The sequence below is a fragment of the Kitasatospora sp. NE20-6 genome (genome assembly GCF_045862635.1).
Genome location: NZ_BPRL01000072.1, coordinates 1 through 19,255 on the forward strand (window position 1 = coordinate 1; position 19,255 = coordinate 19,255).

Consider the following 19,255-nt stretch of genomic DNA (forward strand, 5'->3'; position numbering starts at 1 on the left):
GTTTCGGTGGTCATAGCGTGAGGGAAACGCCCGGTTACATTCCGAACCCGGAAGCTAAGCCTCGTAGCGCCGATGGTACTGCAGGGGGGACCCTGTGGGAGAGTAGGACGCCGCCGAACAATTCTTCATGGCAAAGCCCCCACCCGCTCGGGTGGGGGCTTTGTTGTTGTAAGGTCATGCCGCACACAGTCGCAGCGCGGTACAGGTATCAGGAGGGCCCTCGGTGGAGGTTCAGGAGACGCGCGTACAGACCGACCGCGTCCTCACCATCCCCAACCTGTTGAGCATGGGCCGGCTGGTCGGAGTGCCGATCTTCCTCTGGCTGATCCTCTGGCCGGTGTTCGGCGGGCCCGAGAACGACGGGTGGGCCATCCTCGTCCTGATGCTGAGCGGCATCAGCGATTACCTCGACGGAAAGCTGGCCCGGCGGTGGGGCCAGATCAGCCGGCTCGGCCAGATCCTCGACCCGGCGGCGGACCGGCTGTACGTCCTGTCGACGCTCGTCGGTCTGACCTGGCGCGAGATTCTGCCGTGGTGGGTGACGGCTCTGCTGCTGGCCCGCGAGGTCTTCCTGGCGCTGCTTCTTCCCATTCTGAGTCGGCACGGTTACGGGCCGTTGCAGGTGAGTTTCCTGGGCAAGGCGGCGACCTTCAATCTGATGTACGCCTTTCCGCTTCTGCTGTTGGGCAGCGGTGACGGATGGCTCGCCACGGTTGCCGAACCGGTCAGCTGGGCATTCATCTGGTGGGGCACGACCCTCTACTGGTGGGCGGGCATCCTGTATGCCCTCCAGGCTCGTCAGCTTGTGAAGGCGGACCGCATCGCGGTTTGAGCGCTGCTGACAAGATCTCCACGTCCGATTCGCCGTCCCTCGGTGAGTCGGACGTTTTTATCCGGGTAGAGAAGCCCTGGAACGGTTTGATGGATCTGCAGGGTTCACCACCGCGAAGGAGGACGCACCCGAAATGAAAGCCGTTGTGATGGCGGGCGGCGAGGGCACCAGGCTCCGTCCGATGACGTCGAGCATGCCCAAGCCGCTGCTGCCGGTGGCCAACAGGCCGATCATGGAACACGTACTGCGGCTGCTACGGCGGCACGGTCTCACGGACACCGTGGTGACCGTCCAGTTCCTCGCTTCCCTCGTGAAGAACTACTTCGGGGACGGCGAAGAGCTGGGGATGCACCTCACCTATGCCAACGAAGAGACCCCGCTCGGTACCGCGGGCAGTGTGAAGAACGCCGAGGACGCGCTCAAGGACGACTCGTTTCTCGTGATCTCCGGTGACGCGCTCACCGACTTCGACCTGTCCGAGCTGGTGGCCTTCCACCGGGAGAAGGGCGCCCTGGTCACCGTCTGTCTGACGCGGGTGCCGAACCCGCTCGAGTTCGGGATCACGATCACGGACGACGAGGGCAAGGTCGAACGGTTCCTGGAGAAGCCGACCTGGGGACAGGTCTTCTCGGACACCGTGAACACCGGCATCTACGTGATGGAGCCGGAGGTCTTCGCCTACGTCGCGGCCGGCGAGTCCGTCGACTGGTCCAGCGACGTCTTCCCGCAGCTGCTCAAGGAGGGCAAGCCGGTCTACGGCTACATTGCCGAGGGCTACTGGGAGGACGTGGGCACCCACGAGAGCTACCTCAAGGCGCAGGCCGACGTCCTGGAGGGCAAGGTCGACGTCGAGCTCGACGGGTTCGAGATCTCGCCGGGCGTCTGGGTGGCCGAGGGCGCCGAGGTGGATCCGGAGGCCGTCCTGCGCGGCCCCCTCTACATCGGCGACTACGCCAAGGTCGAGGCCGGCGTGGAGATCCGCGAGCACACCGTGCTGGGCAGCAACGTCGTCGTCAAGCGCGGGGCGTTCCTGCACAAGGCCGTGATCCACGACAACGTGTACGTGGGGCCGCAGAGCAACCTCCGCGGCTGCGTCATCGGCAAGAACACGGACGTCATGCGGGCCGCGCGGATCGAAGAGGGCGCGGTGATCGGCGACGAGTGCCTGATCGGCGAGGAGTCGCTGCTCGCGGGCAACGTGCGGGTGTACCCGTTCAAGACCATCGAGGCCGGCGCGGTCGTCAACACCTCGGTGATCTGGGAGTCCCGCGGGCAGGAGCACCTGTTCGGCGTCCGCGGCGTCTCGGGCATCCTCAACGTGGAGATCACGCCGGAGCTCGCCGTCCGGCTGGCCGGGGCCTACGCCACCACGTTGAAGAAGGGGGCGACCGTCACCATCGCGCGTGACCACTCCCGTGGTGCCCGTGCACTCAAACGAGCGATGATCTCGGCGCTGCAGACGAGCGCCATCGACGTGCGCGACCTGGAGAACGTCCCGATGCCGGTCGCCCGGCAGAACACCGCGCGGGGCAGTGCCGGCGGGATCTTCCTCCGGACCACCCCCGGTGTGCCGGACTCGCTGGACATCCTCTTCTTCGACGAGACCGGCGCGGACCTCTCGCAGGCCGGGCAGCGCAAGCTGGACCGGGTCTACGCCCGCCAGGAGTTCCGCAGGGCCTTCCCGGGCGAGATCGGCGACCTGCTGCACCCGTCGAGCGTCTTCGACTCGTACGCGCGCAACCTGCTGCGTTCCATCGACATCTCGGGGGTCCGCGAGGCGGGCCTCAAGGTCGTGGTCGACGCCGCGCACGGCAGCGCCGGGCTCGTGCTGCCCAGCATCCTCGGCCGCCTCGGCGTCGAGGCGCTCACGGTCGACAGCGGTCTCGACGAGGCCCGGCCGACGGAGGACGCCGACGAACGGCGCGCGGCGCTCGCCAGGCTCGGCGAGCTCGTGTCGTCCTCGCGCGCGGCCTTCGGCGTGCGCTTCGACCCCGTCGGCGAGCGGGTCTCGTTCGTCGACGAGCTGGGCCGGGTGATCCAGGACGACCGGGCACTGCTCGTGCTGCTCGACCTGGTCGCCGCCGAGCGCCGCAGCGGCCAGGTGGCCCTCCCGGTGACGACCACCCGCATCGCGGAGCAGGTCGCGGCGTACCACGGGACGCAGGTCACCTGGACGACCACCTCGCCGGACGACCTGGCGAAGGCCTCGGCTGCCGAGGGCACCGTCTTCGGCGGTGACGGGCGGGGCGGCTACGTGGTGCCGGAGTTCAGCGGTGTGCTGGACGGCCCGGCCGCGTTCGTACGGCTGGTGGGCCTGGTGGCCCGTACGCAGCTCACGCTGAGCCAGATCGATGCGCGGATCCCGCAGGCGCACATCCAGCGCCGGGACATCGCCACCCCGTGGGCGGCCAAGGGCATGGTCATGCGCTCGGTCGTCGAGGCGGCCGGCAGCCGGAAGCTGGACACCACGGACGGCGTGCGTGTGGTCGAGCCGGACGGCCGCTGGACGCTGGTGCTGCCCGACCCGGCCGAAGCCGTCACGCACCTGTGGGCGGAGGGGCCGGACGAGCAGGCCACGGAGCAGCTCCTGGACGAGTGGGCGGCCGTGGTGGACTCGGCCGGCCGCTAGGCCGGAGGGCGCCGCGGGGATCCCGCCCGTCGACGGGCCGGGGTGAGGTGGCAGCAGCCGCCCCGCCCCGGCCCGTGCTGCGTTCTGATGGTCACCCGGACGGGTGATTGCGGGGGCTGTGCGTACGCCGCCGCAGCGACGTGCGACGATGTCCGGCATGCCAGCAACTCCGACACCGAGCAACCGGAGCGGGCGGTTCGACCGTCCGGACGCCTCGATGTCCCTGCTGACCAACGTGATGGACCACAGCCTGGACGAGGGCTACGCGGAGGCCGCGCGCGGCGCCGACGGGCCGCGGAGGCTGCCGACCACCCAGCGGGGCCGGCTGGTCCTCGCACTCGGGCTCGCGCTGGCCGCGACCGTGGTCACCGTGGGCGGGGTGAACGCCTCCAAGGCGGAACCGACCCTCGCCAAGGAGCGCGACGCCCTCGTGCACCGGGTCGGCGATTCGACGCGTACGGCCGACGACCTGCAACGACAGGTCGAGCAGCTGCGGCAGGAGGTCGACCGGACGCAGCAGCAGGCGCTTCCCGCGGACGGCGACGGCGGGCTCGCCCAGCTCCAGGCCCGGACGGGCACGGGAGCCGTCACCGGTCACGGTCTGAAGCTCGTCCTCGACGACGCGGCGGACACCGCCGCGGGCGGCTCGGCGAACAAGCCGCGCGAGGCCGAGGGCTTCAGCGACACCGGCCGACTGCGCGACCGCGACCTGCAGCTCATCGTGAACGGGCTGTGGTTCGCCGGTGCCGAGGCGGTGTCGATCAGCGGGCAGCGGCTGACCACGCTGTCCGCGATCCGCGCGGCCGGTGACGCCGTACTGGTGGACAACCGTCCGCTGGTGCCGCCGTACACGGTGCTGGCGATCGGTGACGGGGAGCGGTTCAAGCAGGCCTTCGAGGCGAGCTGGGCCGGCCGGTACCTGGGGCTGATCGGGGACAGCTACGGGATCAGGTCGACCCTGTCGGTGCAGAACAAGCTGACGCTGCCCGCCGCGGTCGGCGTGACCCTGCGCACCGCCCGGCCCGGCAGTGCGGAGCCCTCGCCGAGTCCCTCGCCCAGTTCTTCGTCCAGCCCCGCGCCGAGCGGTGGGGCCCCGGGCAGCCCCACACCGCGTCGCACCGCCGCCACGGCCGACAAGTCGTCCGCCACCAGGACAGGAGTACCTTCACCGTGATTGCCGTTCTGGGCCTTGTGATCGGCGTCGTCGTCGGTCTGTTCGTCCAGCCCGAGGTGCCCGATGCCGTGGTGCCGTACCTGCCGATCGCGGTGGTCGCGGCGCTGGACGCGGTGTTCGGTGGGGTCAGGGCCATGCTGGACGGGATCTTCGACGACAAGGTCTTCGTCGTCTCGTTCCTCTCCAACGTGGTCGTCGCGGCGCTCATCGTCTTCCTCGGCGACCAGCTCGGCGTGGGGGCGCAGCTCTCGACGGGCGTCGTCGTGGTGCTCGGCATCCGGATCTTCTCCAACGCTGCCGCGATCCGGCGGCACGTGTTCAGGGCGTGAGGGGAACAGGCGTGGAACAGCACGACAGCGCCGCGGGCGGACCGGAACCGCGGGAGCCGCTCGGCGGCCCGGCGGAGCAGCCTTCCCCGGCCCGGGAGCCGATGCCGGAGGTGCCCGCGGAGGTGCCCCGCCCCGGGCTGCCCGGCCTGCCGCCCCCGGTGGGTGAGCCCCGGGAGCCGGCCGGACGTGCCGGATCCGGGCCCGCCGTGCCCTCCGAGCCGGTGGCGGCCGGGGCCGCGGATCCCGGTGCCGAGGACGTCGAGGACGTCCAGGATGTCGAGGCCGTGCCTGTCGGGCACGGAGCCGCCGAGGACGACGGTTTCGACGCACGAAGGAGGCTCCGTGCGGCCCTGTGGCCGCTGCGGGTGTCCCGCGGCCAGCTGGTCGTGGCGGTGCTGCTCTTCGCGCTGGGCCTCGGCCTCGCCATCCAGGTGCGCTCCACCAACGACCACAACCAGCTGCGCGGCGCCCGCCAGGAGGATCTCGTCCGCATCCTCGACGAACTGGACAGCCGCCAGCAGCGTCTCCAGCAGGAGAAGACGCAGCTGGAGCAGTCCCTGATCCAGTTGGAGAACAGCTCCAACCAGGCCAGGGAGGCCAAGGAGCAGACCCTGAGGAAGGTGGCGGAGTTGGGCGTGCTGGCGGGCACCGAGCAGGCGACCGGACCGGGCATCGTCCTGACGATCAATGATCCCCGGGGGCAGGTGAAGGCGGATATGCTGCTGGACACCCTGCAGGAACTCCGAGCGGCGGGAGCGGAGGCGATTCAGATCAACGACGTGCGCGTGGTGGCCGGTACCTACTTCACCGACGGCGCCATCAGCGGTGTCCAGATCGACGGCAAGGACGTCGCCCAGCCGTTCCGCTTCACCGTCGTGGGCAACCCGCAGGACCTGACGCCCGCGCTCAACATCCCGGGCGGTGTCGTCCGGACCCTGGAGAAGCAGCAGGCGACCGCCGTCATCACGCAGCAGCAGAAGGTCGTCGTCGACGCGCTGGCCTCGCCGGCGCCGCTGCAGTACGGCAAGCCGGCGGCGAAGTGACGGGCCGACCTCCTCACATGCCGTCAGGTCTGCGCCGCCCCCGGTTGCCCGTCCTCACCGGGCCTGATGCACACTGGGACGTTCCACCCCGGCGGTACGCCCCGCCGGCTGCTCGGGCCCGGCCGGATGCCGGGCACGCTGTCTGTCCGAGCCTGTCACCCTGCCCCGCGGGCGGGTCTGTCACACGCAAGGGGATTCGCCCGTGAGTCTGTTCTCGAAACTGTTCGGCCGCAACAACCGCCAGGGCGCCGCGGAGGCGCCCACCGCCCGCCACCGTGCGGGCGACGAGGCGGCCGTGCCCGGCATGCGGCCCGCCCCCGAGGCGGACCGGTACGCCGAACGCCCGACGTACCTCGACGGCCGGGCCGCGGCTCCGTACGAGGGGAATGCGCCGGGCTACGGCGCGTCGGTTGAAACCGGTGGCGCGCCGCGCATAGGTTTCCCGGCAGCACCCTCAACCCCTGGTGGAGGGTTTTCCCCGGACCCCTACGCGGGGCACGTCCAGCAGGGTGTGCCGAGCCAGGAGGCTGTGACGATGGCCGGCACCTTCCCGTGTCCGCACTGTGGCAACCAGAGCCCGGTCACGGCCCGGTTCTGCTCGAACTGCGGGTCGGCGCTGCGTACCGCGCCGCTGCCCGAGGGTGCGGCCGAGACCACCTCGACCATCTCGATCTCCGGCATCGAGTCGTACGACCCCAACGCCACGTCGACCGGCGCAACCCCCGCGCTGTCCGCCGAGGTGCTGGCGGCGATCGACGCGCTGCCGATGGGTTCGGCGCTGCTGATCGTGCAGCGCGGGCCCAACTCCGGCAGCCGCTTCCTGCTGGACTCCGACGTCACCACGGCGGGCCGGCACCCGCAGGGCGACATCTTCCTGGACGACGTGACGGTCTCCCGTCGGCACGTGGAGTTCCGGCGCCTGCCCGGCGGCGGCTTCTCGGTCGCGGACGTGGGCAGCCTCAACGGCACGTACGTCAACCGGGAGCGGATCGACGAGGTGACGCTCAGCAACGGTGACGAGGTGCAGATCGGCAAGTACCGGCTGGTGTTCTTCGCCGGCCACGTCCGGGGGTACTGAATCCGACTTCGGCAGGAGCCCGAGTGACCGCGAATCCTCCCACCACTCTCGGGGCCTCCCCCGTGCCCGCCACACGCCGTGCGGCCGAGGTGCGGGGGAGGGGTGACGAACTGCTCTCGATCGGGGCCGTCCTGGCCTTCCTGCGGGACGACTTCCCCGAGGTCACGATCTCCAAGATCCGTTTCCTGGAGGCCGAGGGCCTGGTCGATCCGCAGCGCACGCCCTCGGGCTACCGCAAGTTCAGTGCCGGTGACGTGGAGCGGCTGGCGTACGTGCTGCGCATGCAGCGTGACCACTACCTGCCGCTGCGGGTCATCCGGGAGCACCTGGACGCCATCGAGCGCGGTGAGGCGCCGCCCGCGCTGCCCGCACCGGAGGCCCGTCCGGGCCCGCTGGAGGAGGCCGACCGGGAGCTGGTCGCCGCCGCGGGCAACGCCACCGGGGTCCGGCTGGGACGGGCCGAGCTGCTCGCCGCCGCCGAGGCCGGGGAGACCGAGCTCGGCGAGTGGGAGGCGTACGGCCTGGTCATGCCGGGTCCGGACGGCGGCTACGACGGCGAGACCCTGCAGATCGCCCGGCTGGTCGCCGAACTCGGGCGGTACGGGCTGGAGCCGCGGCACCTGCGCGCGATGAAGGCCGCGGCCGAGCGCGAGGTGGCCCTGGTCGACCAGGTGGTCGCCCCGCTGCGGCGGCACCGCAACCCGCAGACACGCGCGCACGCCGAGACGACGGCGCGGGAGCTGGCGACGCTCTCCGTGCGGCTGCACGCCGCGATGGTGCAGGCGGGGCTGCGCGCCCGCCCGAGCTGAGCCGTCCGGCGCCGGCCGCTGCCGCAGACGCCGACGACGCCGTTCGCGGCCGGACCGGACACCTCCGGACCGGGCACCCGGACCGGACACTGCCGGCGGGTCGCTGTGCGGTCCGTCGTCGTCCCCGTCCGTCGTCACCCCCGTCCGCCGGGTCGCCCGTCGGGCGGCCCGGGGCGGTGCGGTGCCCGGCCGACTCCGCCGGGTGGTGCGTACCTGAGGCTGCGACACCCCCGGGACGCGGCCCTGACCAGCGGGTGAGGGGCTGCGCTTTCCTATCGGCGGCGTGAGCCATAGGGTTGCGAGTGTGAATGAGCTCGACGTCGTGGGTGTCCGGGTGGAGATGCCTTCCAACCAGCCGATCGTGTTGCTCCGGGAGGTCGGGGGCGACCGGTACCTGCCGATCTGGATCGGCCCCGGCGAGGCGACGGCGATCGCCTTCGCCCAGCAGGGCATGACCCCGGTCCGACCGCTCACGCACGACCTCTTCAAGGACGTGCTCGACGCACTCGGCCAGCAGCTCACCGAGGTGCGCATCAGCGACCTGCGGGACGGGGTGTTCTACGCGGAGCTCGTCTTCTCCGGCGGCGTCGAGGTCAGCGCCCGCCCGTCGGACGCCATAGCGCTCGCCCTGCGGACCGGCACCCCGATCTTCGGCAGCGAGGACGTGCTCGCGGAGGCGGGGATCGCCATCCCGGACGAGCAGGAGGACGAGGTCGAGAAGTTCCGCGAGTTCCTCGACCAGGTCTCGCCGGAGGACTTCGGCGGCGGCCAGCAGTAGCGGGGACGGCAGCTGCCAGGGGACGGCAGGGGCGGCGCCGGGCCCTGCGGAACGGCGAGGACGGCGGAGGGCTCCCGGCATCGTCCGGATCGGATGACGCCGAGCGCGCCGCTTTGCAAAAGCGTTGTTCCATATCCACACTAAGGGCACGAAAAACCACTCTCCGGAGTGACTTTCAGCGGGAGCCGCGGCGTGGCGATCGTTGACGGGCCATGGGTGACTGCCTACCGTCAAGGGTGACTGGGGTCGAAAAGCGCCGTTCGGCGCCCGGAGACCCGCAGGCCGAGTGGACGGAGGAAGGCATGAGCGGTACGGGCGACGACGCTGCCGCCGGGGCCCTGTGCGCCGTGCACCTGCCGCGGGCCGCCCGCAGCGGTCGCGTCTGGGAGGCCCCGGCCGAGCCCGTCGAGAGGGACCTGCCCCGGGTCGGCCGTTTCCCGGCCGTCCAGGCGGGCCAGCCGGCGATCGAGCGCATCCCTCCGACCTCCGCGCTCGTCGGCTTCCGCGGCCCGACCGCCTGCGCGGCGGCCGGCATCACGTACCGTCAGCTCGACTACTGGGCGCGGACGGGCCTGCTGGAGCCGAGCGTGCGCACCGCGTACCCGGCCGGTGCGCAGCGGCTGTACAGCTTCCGCGACATCCTCCTGCTGAAGATCGTCAAGCGGCTGCTCGACGCCGGTGTCTCCCTGCAGAACATCCGGGTCGCGGTGGCCCATCTGCAGGCCGCCGAGCCCGGTGACCTGACCGGCCTCACACTGATGTGCGACGGTGCCACCGTCTACGAGTGCACCAGTCCGCAGCAGGTCGTCGATCTGCTCGGCGGCGGACAGGGCATGTTCGGCATCGCGGTCGGAGCGGTCTGGCAGGAGCTGGAGACCACGCTCGGACGGCTGCACGCCGAGCGGACCGACACCGGCGAGACACTGCCCGGCCACGACCCGGCCGACGAGCTGGCACAGCGCCGCAACCGGGCCGTCTGACCCCGGCGCCGCCCGCGACGACCGGCGCGACCTGCGCGACCGGCGTGACCGGGAACCGTACGGCAGGCCGTCGGCGTCCCGTCAGGTGTGTCGATCAAGGATGTGAAGGTGCTGCGCCGGGCGAAGCGTGCCGCCGCGGCGAGACTGCTGCGGAGGCCCGCGCCCCGGCGGGCGGTGCGGGTGCTGGCGGGACCTCTGCGGGCGCTGTCCGGTGCCCTGCGCGGCCTGCGGGTACCGGTGAGCCGTGCCGGCCGTCGGCGGTGGTTCCAGGCCGCGGTGCTGCTGACCGCGGTCGCCCTGCTGCCCAGCGCCTGGCTGTGGACCGGCTCCGACGACCGGGTGCGGACGGTCGCCGACGCGCCCGCGGCCCCCGTGGCGGTGGTGTTCGGAGCGGGCCTCTTCGACGGCGAGCCGTCGCCGTACCTCGCGCACCGGCTCGACGCGGCGCTGACGCTGTACCGGCAGCACAAGGTGCAGGCCATCCTCGTGACGGGCGACAACAGCCGCACCGACTACGACGAGACCGACGCCATGCGGGGCTACCTGACGGCCCGTGGTGTGCCGGAGGTGCGGGTCGTCGGCGACTACGCGGGCTTCGACACGTGGGACTCCTGCAGCCGGGCGCGGCGGATCTTCGGTGTGGACCGGGCGCTGCTGGTCAGTCAGGACTTCCATGTCCGCCGTGCCCTGGCGCTGTGCCGGGCCGCGGGCATCGACGCGTACGCGGTGGCGGTGGCCGAGGCCCACAACGTCACCTGGTACTACGGCGGCCTGCGGGAGATCCCGGGCGCCGGCAAGGCGCTGATGGACGCGGTGCTCCGTCCCGACCCGCAGTTCCTCGGTGTCCGCGAGACCGGGATCGGGCGGGCCCTGGCGGACGGGCCCACCGGCTGAGGCGGCCGGCTGGCCGGCCGCCGCGCTGCCGGGCGGCCGGATGGCATGGTTGCCGGATTCTCGTCCTGCCGTCCTGCCGTCCTGCCGCGGCGCGGCGGGTCGCCTCGAACGCATTGTCAGAGCCGTGCGCAATGATCGCCCTGTGCGGACTGTGCCGAGCATCATCCACCTCGACATGGACGCCTTCTTCGCGGCGGTGGAGCAGGCGGCCAAGCCCAGCCTGCGCGGCAAACCCGTCGTCGTGGGCGGCCTCGGCGGCCGCGGCGTCGTCTCCACCGCCTCCTACGAGGCCAGGGCCTTCGGGGTGCACTCGGCGCTCCCGATGGCCCAGGCACGCCGGCTCTGCCCGAACGCCGCCTTCCTGGCAGGCAGGTTCGCGGCCTACCGCGAGAACAGCGACATCGTGATGAGCCTGCTGCGCGAGCGTTCGCCGCTGGTCGAGCCGCTCAGCCTGGACGAGGCGTTCGTCGACCTGGAGGCCGGCCCGTACGCTCCCGCGCTCGCCGACGCGGGCCCGGCCGAGGGCGCGCAACTGGTGCTCGCGGTCGCGGAGGACCTGCGCGCCGACATCCTCGCCCGGACCGGCCTGACCGCGTCGGTCGGGGTGGCGGGCTCGAAGCTGATGGCCAAGATCGCCTCCGAGCAGGCGAAGCCGGACGGCCTCGTGCTGGTGGAGATCGGGTCGGAACGGGCCGTCCTGAGCCCGATGCCCGTGCGGGCGCTGCCGGGCATCGGTCCGGCGACCGAGCAGGCGCTGCGGCGGGCCGGTCTGACGACCGTGGCGGACCTGGCCGACGCGGGGGAGGCGGAACTCGTCCAGCTGCTCGGGCGCGCGCACGGCAGCGGTGTCCACCACATGGCTGTGGGGCTGGACGGGCGTCCCGTGGTGGCGGACCGGGACGCGAAGTCCGTCTCGGTCGAGGACACCTTCGAGGTGGACCTCGCCGACCGCGACCGCATCCTGCGGGAGATCGACCTGCTCGCGGCGCGGTGCGTGCGGCGGCTGCGCGCGGCGGGCCGCTCGGGGCGCACGGTTGTCCTGAAGGTCCGCCGCTTCGACTTCTCGACGCTCACCCGCTCGGAGACGCTGCGCGCGCCGACCGACGACGAGACGGTGATCGCGGACACGGCCCGCCGGCTGGCGCTCCAGGTGGACACGACGGGCGGGGTGCGGTTGCTCGGTGTGGGTGTGGCGCAGCTGGCCGACTACACGCAGGAGGACCTCTTCGCGCAGGCGGCGCACGCCGCCGGGGAGGCGGTGGAGGCCGAGGCGGGTCCGGCGGTGGAGGCCGAGCCGGTGCTCCCCCCGGCCGGGCCCGCGGCGGCGCGCCGCTGGCTGCCGGGGCAGGACGTGCTGCACGCGGAGCACGGGCCGGGCTGGGTGCAGGGCAGCGGGGTCGGCCGCGTCACCGTCCGCTTCGAGACGCCGTACGGGCCGCCGGGGCGGGTGCGGACCTTCGCGATCGAGGATCCCGCGCTGGAGCCCGCGGATCCGCTGCCGCTGCGCCCGCCGTCGTAGGGCGGGTCGTGGTGGTGCCGGGCGCGGAAAGGCCGAGTGGCCCCGCACCGTCCCTGGTGCGGGGCCACTCGGCGGGCCGGGCGGGTGCCGTGGGGGCGATGCCCACCGTCCCCACGGTGCCCCGGCCGTTCCCGCGCCCTGTCCCTGGGCGCGAGCGGGCGCCTCGTCAGGCGCCGGTCGTGGCGGGCTCGCCGACGGCGGCCGCGGTGCCGGCACCGTCGGGGGTGCCGGGGGTGGTGGTCTCCGCCGTGCCGGCCTTGATCCGCCGGATGCCGAACGGCACCAGACCTGCGACCAGGCACATGGCGGCGGCCGTCCAGTACGCGTGCTCGTACGCGGTGAGGGTGGGCAGGGAGACCGGGATCGGGAGCTTCATGGTGTCGCCGGTGAGGATCGCGGCCATGACGGCGGTGCCGATGGCGCCTCCGACGGTGCGCAGCACCGCGTTCATGCCGTTGGCGATGCCGCTCTGCTCGGCCGGGACGGCGCCGTTGATGTACGCGGGCATGGCGGCGTACGCGAGGCCGACACCGAGGCCGAAGACGGCGGACGCGAGGTAGAAGTCGATCTCGGCGCCGTGCCGGACGGCGAGGTAGACCATGCTCGCGCCGCCCAGGACGCCGCCGAGGACGAGCGGCAGGCGCGGCCCGCGGCGTGCGATGAGGAGGGCGCCGATCGGTGCGGCGGCCATCGAGCCGAGGGCGGACGGCAGCAGCATGACACCGGCGTGCAGCACGGTGGCGGTGAAGCCGTAGTGGGCGAGCTTCTCCGGGGTCTGCGCGAAGTTGCTGATGACCATGAAGGAGCCGTACATCCCGAAGCCCATGAGCAGGCCGGAGAGGTTGGTGAAGGCGACCGCGGGGCGCGCCATCATCTTCATGTCGACCAGCGGGTGCGCGACCCTGGCCTCGATGACGACCCAGACGAGTGCGATCACGGCGGCGACGGCGAAGAGGCCGAGGGTGCGGTTGGAGGTCCAGCCCCAGGCGTTGCCCTGGCTGACGGCGACCAGGAGTGCGGAGAGCCAGCCGGCGAGGGTGACGGCGCCCAGCGGGTCGGCGCCGCCGGCCTTGTCGACGACCGGGTCGGTGGGCACCCGCAGGGCGACCAGCAGGACGGCGAGCAGACCGAAGCCGAGGCCCATCCAGAAGATCGACTTGTAGCTCCAGTGCTCCAGCAGCACACCGGTCACGACCAGGCCGAGGCCGCTGCCGACGCCCATGGAGGCGCTGATGGCGGCGACGCCGCCGGTGACCTTGGCCTTGGGCAGCTCGTCGCGGACGATGCTGATCGCCAGCGGCAGCACGCCGCCGCCGGCGCCCTGCAGCACGCGGGCGATGACGAGCCAGGTGAAGGAGTGCGTGCTGACGGCGATCGCGGAGCCGGCGACGAGGCCGCCGAGGGCCACGAGCAGCATCGGCTTGCGACCGCGCAGGTCGCCGAAGCGGCCGAGCATCGGGGTGAGGACGGCTGCGGACAGCAGGTTGGCGGTCATCAGCCAGGTGACGCTGGAGCCGGAGACGTCGAGTTCCTCGGCCAGCGACGGCAGGATCGGGACGACCGCGGTCTGCACCACGCTGAAGGCCAGCATGGCGAGGACGAGCGCGGGGAGTACGCGCGCACTGCTCGGCCGGTGTGCCGTGGTGGCGGGCTGTGGGGCCTCACTCACGGTGGTTCCTCCTGTCGTGCTGCCCGGAGCCGACTGCTTCAGGCATGCGATAGTGAATCAGCTGAAGTAACGATGCAGGTAGATACTTCAGCCTGTCAAATATCGACTGGTCAATCTTTGGGAAACACCTCGGCCCCGGCCCGCAGAAGCGGACCGGGGCCGGGGCGGCGACCGAAGGCGGCGGCCGGAGAAGCCGCCGGAGAAGCGGCCGGAGAGACGACCGCGGGCTGCCGTGACGGCGGCCCGCGAGACGCTGCCGGGGGCGCGGCGGCTCAGGACGGGCGCAGCGGATCCGGCCGCACCGGGCCGGAGGCCGTCCGCGCCGCGATCGGCGTCGCGACCGGCCCGGCCGCCAGCCCCGCGGCCTGCCCGGCCATCGCCGCGCTGCGCATGCCGCCCGAGGCCTCCGCCGTGTTGACCTGCTGCGGTTCGGACGGCTGCTGCGCGGTGCCGTCGTGGACCTCGACCTGCTCGCGCCGCAGCTCCTCGCGGACGAGCTCCTCCTCGGTGTAGCGCTCGACCACCAGGCGGACGCGCTCGATCGGCGCCAGGTACTTGCGGATCACCGGACGCTCCTCCCGGAGCGTCACCTCCTCCATGGCCTCGGCGATCTCCTGCTCGCTCAGCGCGGCCCGCTCGGCGTCGCCGACCGGCACCCGCTCCACCCGGACGCGCTCGCGGACCACCGGCACCCGCCGCTCGACGGCCTCCGACGTCACGTACTTGCGCAGCCGCGCGGTGCCCAGCACGTGCCACTCGGTGCTGATGTCGAGGCGCTCCTCGCGGCAGGTGATCTCCACCGGGCCGCTCGGCCCCGCCTCGGCAGCCTGCTTCGGCGCGAGCTGCGCCGCCGACGGGCCGTGCTGTGCAGCGGACGGCTGGACCAGGCGGCGGACGTTGTTCGACACCGCCGGCGGGGTCGAGGCCGCCGGAGCCGAAGCCGGTGCCGTCGCCGCCCGCTCGCCGTCGCCGCGGTCATGGCGGTCGCCGCGGTCGTGGCGGTCGGTGTGCCCGCCGTCCCGGTCGGTCCGCCCGTGCGGGTGCGCGTGTGCGTCCGTGGCCGGGGCGGTGCGCGCCGCGCCGCCGGAGACCGCGCCGAAGTCGGCGTCGGCGGGTGCCGCGGCAGGTGTCGCGGCGGACGCTGCGGCGGTGGCCGCCGGAGCGGTCGGGCGGCCGGTGCCCGAGGTGTCGAGGCCGTAGTAGCGGTAGAGCTGGAGCTCCTGGGCGGGCGAGAGGTGCTGGCCCACCCCGAAGTCCGGGGACTCCTTGATCAGGGACTTGTCGTACGGGACCTTGAGCTCCTCGCCGGAGAACTCGCTGGTCGTCAGCGGGACGAAGGCGTCCCTGCCGAAGATGCCGGTGCGGACCGCGGCCCACTCGGGCTCACCGGTCGCGTCGTCGAGGTACACCTCGTCAACCGTGCCGATCTTGTCACCGTTCCGGTCGACCGCCTTGTGTCCGATCAGGTCTCGCGGATCGATATCGGTCTGCACGCTGTTCTCCTCCGGGGCGACTGCTCCTGCGGCGCTCGGTTCGGCGGACGGCTGGAGGAGCTGGCCAGACGCCATCTCACACGAAACGGTATGAACCGGACACCCGCGAGCCGGGGAGGGCCGTCCGGGCGGCGGATGGTCCGTCCGGCGGACGGCCGTCCGGACGGCAGCCCCGGCGGAAGCCCGTGCGACGGCCGTCACAGCGACCGTGATCCACGCCTCTCCCGCTGGTATCCTGGGCGGCGACCGCCGAGCCCGCGCGGGAGAGTCCCCGACCCCGCTGAGCTGGGAAAGGGGCGCCGAAGGAGCAACTCCTCCCCGGAATCTCTCAGGCATCCGTACCGCGTGGGATAGGTCACTCTGGAAAGCAGGGCAGGGCCGATGGCGCAGGAGCCGCCGGCACCACTCTCACCGACGGTGCAAGTCGACAGGATGCCCCCGGGCACCGATGCGGCGAAGCTCTCAGGTACCGATGACAGAGGGGGAGGCCTGACGGGCTCGTACGTCTCCGGCTCCCCATGGCGGCCGACCGGCGTGCGCGCCCCCGCCGGTCCGTGACCAGGAGGCCTCGACCCCCATGAACGCCCAGCCGAACCTCACCGAGCTCGAGCAGGCCAGCCCCTTCGAGACCCGCCACATCGGCCCCGACGCCGCCGCCCAGGAGAAGATGCTGGCCCACGTGGGCTACGCCTCCCTGGACGAGCTCTCCGACGCGGCCGTGCCCGAGGCCATCCGCAGCCTGGAGGCGCTCGGCCTGCCCGCCGGCCGCAGCGAGGCCCAGGTGCTCGCGGAGCTGCGCGACCTGGCCGACCGCAACGAGGTCCTCACCTCGATGATCGGCCTGGGCTACTACGGCACCTTCACGCCGCCGGTGATCCTGCGCAACGTGCTGGAGAGCCCCGCCTGGTACACCGCCTACACGCCGTACCAGCCGGAGATCTCGCAGGGCCGCCTGGAGGCGCTGCTCAACTTCCAGACCGTCGTCTCCGACCTGACGGGCCTGGCCACCTCCGGCTCCTCGCTCCTCGACGAGGGCACCGCCGCCGCCGAGGCGATGGCGCTGGCCCGGCGCGTCACCAAGGTCAAGGGCGGCGTCTTCCTGATCGACGCCGACACCCTGCCGCAGACCGTCGCGGTGATCGAGACCCGCGCCGTGCCGACCGGCGTCGAGGTCGTCGTCGCCGACCTGTCGGGCGGCATCCCCGCGGAGATCGCCGAGCGCGGCGTCTTCGGCGTGCTGCTCCAGTACCCGGGCGCCTCCGGCGCGGTCCGCGACCTCGCCCCCGTCGTCGAGCAGGCGCACGGCCTCGGCGCGGTCGTCGCCGTCGCGGCCGACCTGCTGGCCCTCACCCTCCTGAAGTCGCCCGGCGAGCTCGGCGCCGACATCGCCTGCGGCACCTCGCAGCGCTTCGGCGTGCCGATGGGCTTCGGCGGCCCGCACGCCGGCTACCTCGCCGTGCGCGCCGAGTACGCCCGCAACCTGCCCGGCCGCCTCGTCGGCGTCTCCGTCGACGCCGACGGCACCCGCGCCTACCGCCTCGCGCTGCAGACCCGCGAGCAGCACATCCGCCGCGAGAAGGCCACCAGCAACATCTGCACCGCCCAGGTGCTGCTCGCCGTGATGGCCTCCATGTACGCCGTCTACCACGGCCCGGACGGCCTCGCGGACATCGCCCGCCGCACCCACCGCTACGCCGCGGCGCTCGCCGAGGGCCTGCGGGCCGGCGGGGTCGAGGTCGTGCACGGCGCGTTCTTCGACACCGTCACCGCCCGGGTGCCGCAGCGCGCCGACGCGGTCGTCGGGGCGGCCCGCGCGGCCGGCGTCAACCTGTACCGGGTGGACGCCGACACCGTCTCCGTCTCCTGCGACGAGACCACCACCCGCGCGCACCTGGCCGCCGTCCTCGGCGCGTTCGGCGTCACCGGCACCGAGCTGGCCGAGACCGCCGACACGCTGCCCGCCGCGCTGCTCCGCGAGGACGAGTACCTCACCCACCCGGTCTTCCACAGCCACCGCTCGGAGACCGCCATGCTGCGCTACCTGCGCCGCCTGTCGGACCGCGACTACGCGCTGGACCGCGGCATGATCCCGCTGGGCTCCTGCACCATGAAGCTCAACGCCACCACCGAGATGGAGCCGGTGACCTGGCCGGAGTTCGGCCAGCTGCACCCGTTCGCCCCGGCCGACCAGGTGCAGGGCTACCTCAGCCTGATCCACGGCCTGGAGCAGCAGCTCGTCGAGGTGACCGGCTACGACGCCGTGTCGATCCAGCCGAACGCCGGCTCCCAGGGCGAGCTCGCCGGCCTGCTGGCCGTCCGCGCCTACCACCTGGCGAACGGCGACGGCCGGCGCGACGTCTGCCTCATCCCCTCCTCCGCGCACGGCACCAACGCCGCCTCCGCGGTGATGGCCGGCATGCGGGTCGTCGTGGTGAAGACCCTCACCGACGGCGACGTGGACGTCGAGGACCTCAAGGCCAAGATCGCCCAGCACCGCGACCAGCTCTCCGTGCTGATGGTCACCTACCCGTCGACCCACGGCGTGTTCGAGACCGAGATCACCGAGATCTGCGCCCTCGTCCACGAGGCCGGCGGCCAGGTCTACGTCGACGGCGCCAACCTCAACGCGCTGGTCGGCCTGGCCAAGCCGGGCAAGTTCGGCGCGGACGTCTCGCACCTCAACCTGCACAAGACCTTCTGCATCCCGCACGGCGGCGGCGGCCCCGGCGTCGGCCCGGTCGCGGTGCGCGCGCACCTCTCGCCGTACCTGCCGAACCACCCGCTGCAGCCGGAGGCCGGCCCGGCCACCGGCGTCGGCCCGATCTCGGCGGCGCCGTGGGGCTCCGCGGCGATCCTGCCGATCTCCTGGGCGTACGTCCGGCTGATGGGCGGCGAGGGCCTCAAGCGCGCCACCCAGGTGGCCGTGCTGAACGCCAACTACATCGCGAAGCGGCTCGCCCCGCACTTCCCGGTGCTCTACACCGGCCCCGGCGGCCTGGTCGCGCACGAGTGCATCATCGACCTGCGCCCGCTCACCAAGGAGACCGGCGTGACGGTGGACGACATCGCCAAGCGCCTGATCGACTACGGCTTCCACGCGCCGACCATGTCGTTCCCGGTGGCCGGCACGCTGATGATCGAGCCCACCGAGTCCGAGGACCTGCACGAGATCGACCGCTTCTGCGAGGCCATGATCGAGATCCGCGCGGAGATCGAGAAGGTCGGTTCCGGTGAGTGGCCGGCCGCGGACAACCCGCTGCGCAACGCGCCCCACACCGCGGCCCGCCTGACCGGCGACTGGGAGCACGCCTACACCCGGCAGGAGGCCGTCTTCCCGGCCGGCGTGAACCCGGCGGACAAGTACTGGCCGCCGGTCAGCCGGATCGACGGCGCGTACGGCGACCGCAACCTGGTCTGCTCCTGCCCGCCGCTCGACGAGTACGGCGTCTGACGCCCCCGCCCCGTACGGGGACGGCCCCGGAGGACCACTCCTCCGGGGCCGTCCCGCTGTCGGCCGGCGGTGCCGGCGTCAGGCCACGACGGCCAGCGGGCGCCGCGGCGCGATCACCCGGCCGTCGGGCAGCAGCTCGCCGGTGTCCTCGAAGAGCAGGACGCCGTTGCAGAGCAGGCTCCACCCCTGGTCGGGATGGCGCGCCACGGGGACGGCCGCCTCGCGGTCGGCGGATTCCGCCGAAGGGCATTCAGGATGGTGCTGGCACATGGCTCGTACCCTCGCTTCGCTTGCGATCCCGCCCCGCCGCACGGCACCTCACGGGCGTGCCGCCCTGCCGGCGGATCATCCTCTTCGCCGGCCCAGGTGTGAACCGACGCTCCAGTGGGTACGACATCCCCCCACTCGTGCTGGTTCCCAGTGTCGGTGTCCCAGGTCACTTCCGCAGCCGTTTCGTGACATGCGCCACAACCTGTCGGTCCGGACCACCCGTTCAGGCGGCACCGGGTCGGGCGGGCAGCCGGAAGGGCCACCGGCGGCCGACCCGAACGGGTCAGTGCCGATGGCCCTTCCGGCT

General features: G+C 72.6%; 15 protein-coding genes, 1 rRNA gene and 1 riboswitch. Of the genes, 13 read left to right on the plus strand and 3 right to left on the minus strand.

From position 1 onward, the window contains the following. Nucleotides 1–2: 2 nt before the first annotated feature. The 12 genes from rrf to SNE206_RS34280 all read left to right on the plus strand — a co-directional run bounded on the left by rrf (nt 3) and on the right by SNE206_RS34280 (nt 12,065). Nucleotides 3–119, plus strand: a 5S ribosomal RNA gene (gene rrf / locus SNE206_RS34225). Between the two features lie 104 nt (nt 120–223). Next, entirely contained in the window at nt 224–832 is a 609-nt protein-coding gene (locus SNE206_RS34230; RefSeq protein ID WP_407917459.1) for a CDP-alcohol phosphatidyltransferase family protein, read from the plus strand. Nucleotides 833–965: 133 nt separating this feature from the next. After that, on the plus strand, nt 966–3,461 hold the full coding sequence (locus SNE206_RS34235; protein WP_407917460.1) for a sugar phosphate nucleotidyltransferase: 2,496 nt from the start codon (nt 966–968) through the stop codon (nt 3,459–3,461). A 148-nt stretch (nt 3,462–3,609) separates the two neighbouring features. Next, nucleotides 3,610–4,635 (plus strand): DUF881 domain-containing protein, encoded by a 1,026-nt coding sequence (locus tag SNE206_RS34240; RefSeq protein WP_407917461.1) that lies wholly within the window; start codon nt 3,610–3,612, stop codon nt 4,633–4,635. Further along, nucleotides 4,632–4,964 (plus strand): small basic family protein, encoded by a 333-nt coding sequence (locus SNE206_RS34245; protein ID WP_405014288.1) that lies wholly within the window; start codon nt 4,632–4,634, stop codon nt 4,962–4,964. The genes SNE206_RS34240 and SNE206_RS34245 overlap by 4 nt, the downstream gene beginning before the upstream one ends. Nucleotides 4,965–5,065: 101 nt before the next feature. Then, complete coding sequence (locus SNE206_RS34250; protein ID WP_407917506.1) at nt 5,066–6,007, plus strand: DUF881 domain-containing protein; 942 nt, start codon at nt 5,066–5,068, stop codon at nt 6,005–6,007. Nucleotides 6,008–6,209: 202 nt separating this feature from the next. Next, on the plus strand, nt 6,210–7,085 hold the full coding sequence (locus SNE206_RS34255; protein WP_407917462.1) for an FHA domain-containing protein: 876 nt from the start codon (nt 6,210–6,212) through the stop codon (nt 7,083–7,085). A gap of 62 nt (nt 7,086–7,147) precedes the next feature. Then, a complete protein-coding gene (locus SNE206_RS34260) occupies nt 7,148–7,894 on the plus strand; it encodes a MerR family transcriptional regulator (RefSeq protein WP_407917507.1) in 747 nt (248 codons plus the stop codon). A gap of 304 nt (nt 7,895–8,198) precedes the next feature. After that, nucleotides 8,199–8,672 carry a bifunctional nuclease family protein gene (locus SNE206_RS34265; protein WP_405014291.1) on the plus strand — a complete coding sequence of 158 codons (474 nt, stop codon included), beginning with the start codon at nt 8,199–8,201 and terminating at the stop codon, nt 8,670–8,672. A gap of 302 nt (nt 8,673–8,974) precedes the next feature. Continuing rightward, nucleotides 8,975–9,652, plus strand: a complete 678-nt coding sequence (locus tag SNE206_RS34270) for a MerR family transcriptional regulator (RefSeq protein ID WP_407917463.1) — start codon at nt 8,975–8,977, stop codon at nt 9,650–9,652. A gap of 195 nt (nt 9,653–9,847) precedes the next feature. After that, nucleotides 9,848–10,546, plus strand: coding sequence for a vancomycin high temperature exclusion protein (locus SNE206_RS34275; protein WP_407917508.1), 699 nt, complete (start codon nt 9,848–9,850; stop codon nt 10,544–10,546). 142 nt (nt 10,547–10,688) lie between these two features. Further along, nucleotides 10,689–12,065, plus strand: coding sequence for a DNA polymerase IV (locus SNE206_RS34280; protein ID WP_407917464.1), 1,377 nt, complete (start codon nt 10,689–10,691; stop codon nt 12,063–12,065). A gap of 166 nt (nt 12,066–12,231) precedes the next feature. On the opposite strand, the gene SNE206_RS34285 is transcribed toward SNE206_RS34280, so the two are convergent. Then, nucleotides 12,232–13,734: an MFS transporter gene (locus SNE206_RS34285; RefSeq protein WP_407917465.1), complete on the minus strand. Its 1,503-nt coding sequence runs from the start codon at nt 13,732–13,734 to the stop codon at nt 12,232–12,234. Nucleotides 13,735–14,006: 272 nt separating this feature from the next. Then, nucleotides 14,007–15,302 (minus strand): DUF2382 domain-containing protein, encoded by a 1,296-nt coding sequence (locus SNE206_RS34290; protein WP_407917466.1) that lies wholly within the window; start codon nt 15,300–15,302, stop codon nt 14,007–14,009. Nucleotides 15,303–15,477: 175 nt separating this feature from the next. Beyond that, a riboswitch (glycine riboswitch) is annotated at nt 15,478–15,581 on the plus strand. Nucleotides 15,582–15,804: 223 nt separating this feature from the next. On the opposite strand from SNE206_RS34290, the gene gcvP reads away from it, so the two are divergent. After that, nucleotides 15,805–18,678 carry an aminomethyl-transferring glycine dehydrogenase gene (gene gcvP, locus SNE206_RS34295; protein WP_407917467.1) on the plus strand — a complete coding sequence of 958 codons (2,874 nt, stop codon included), beginning with the start codon at nt 15,805–15,807 and terminating at the stop codon, nt 18,676–18,678. Between the two features lie 78 nt (nt 18,679–18,756). Here gcvP and SNE206_RS34300 read toward each other — a convergent pair whose 3' ends face one another. Then, nucleotides 18,757–18,948: a DUF5999 family protein gene (locus tag SNE206_RS34300; RefSeq protein ID WP_405014297.1), complete on the minus strand. Its 192-nt coding sequence runs from the start codon at nt 18,946–18,948 to the stop codon at nt 18,757–18,759. Nucleotides 18,949–19,255 lie beyond the last annotated feature (307 nt).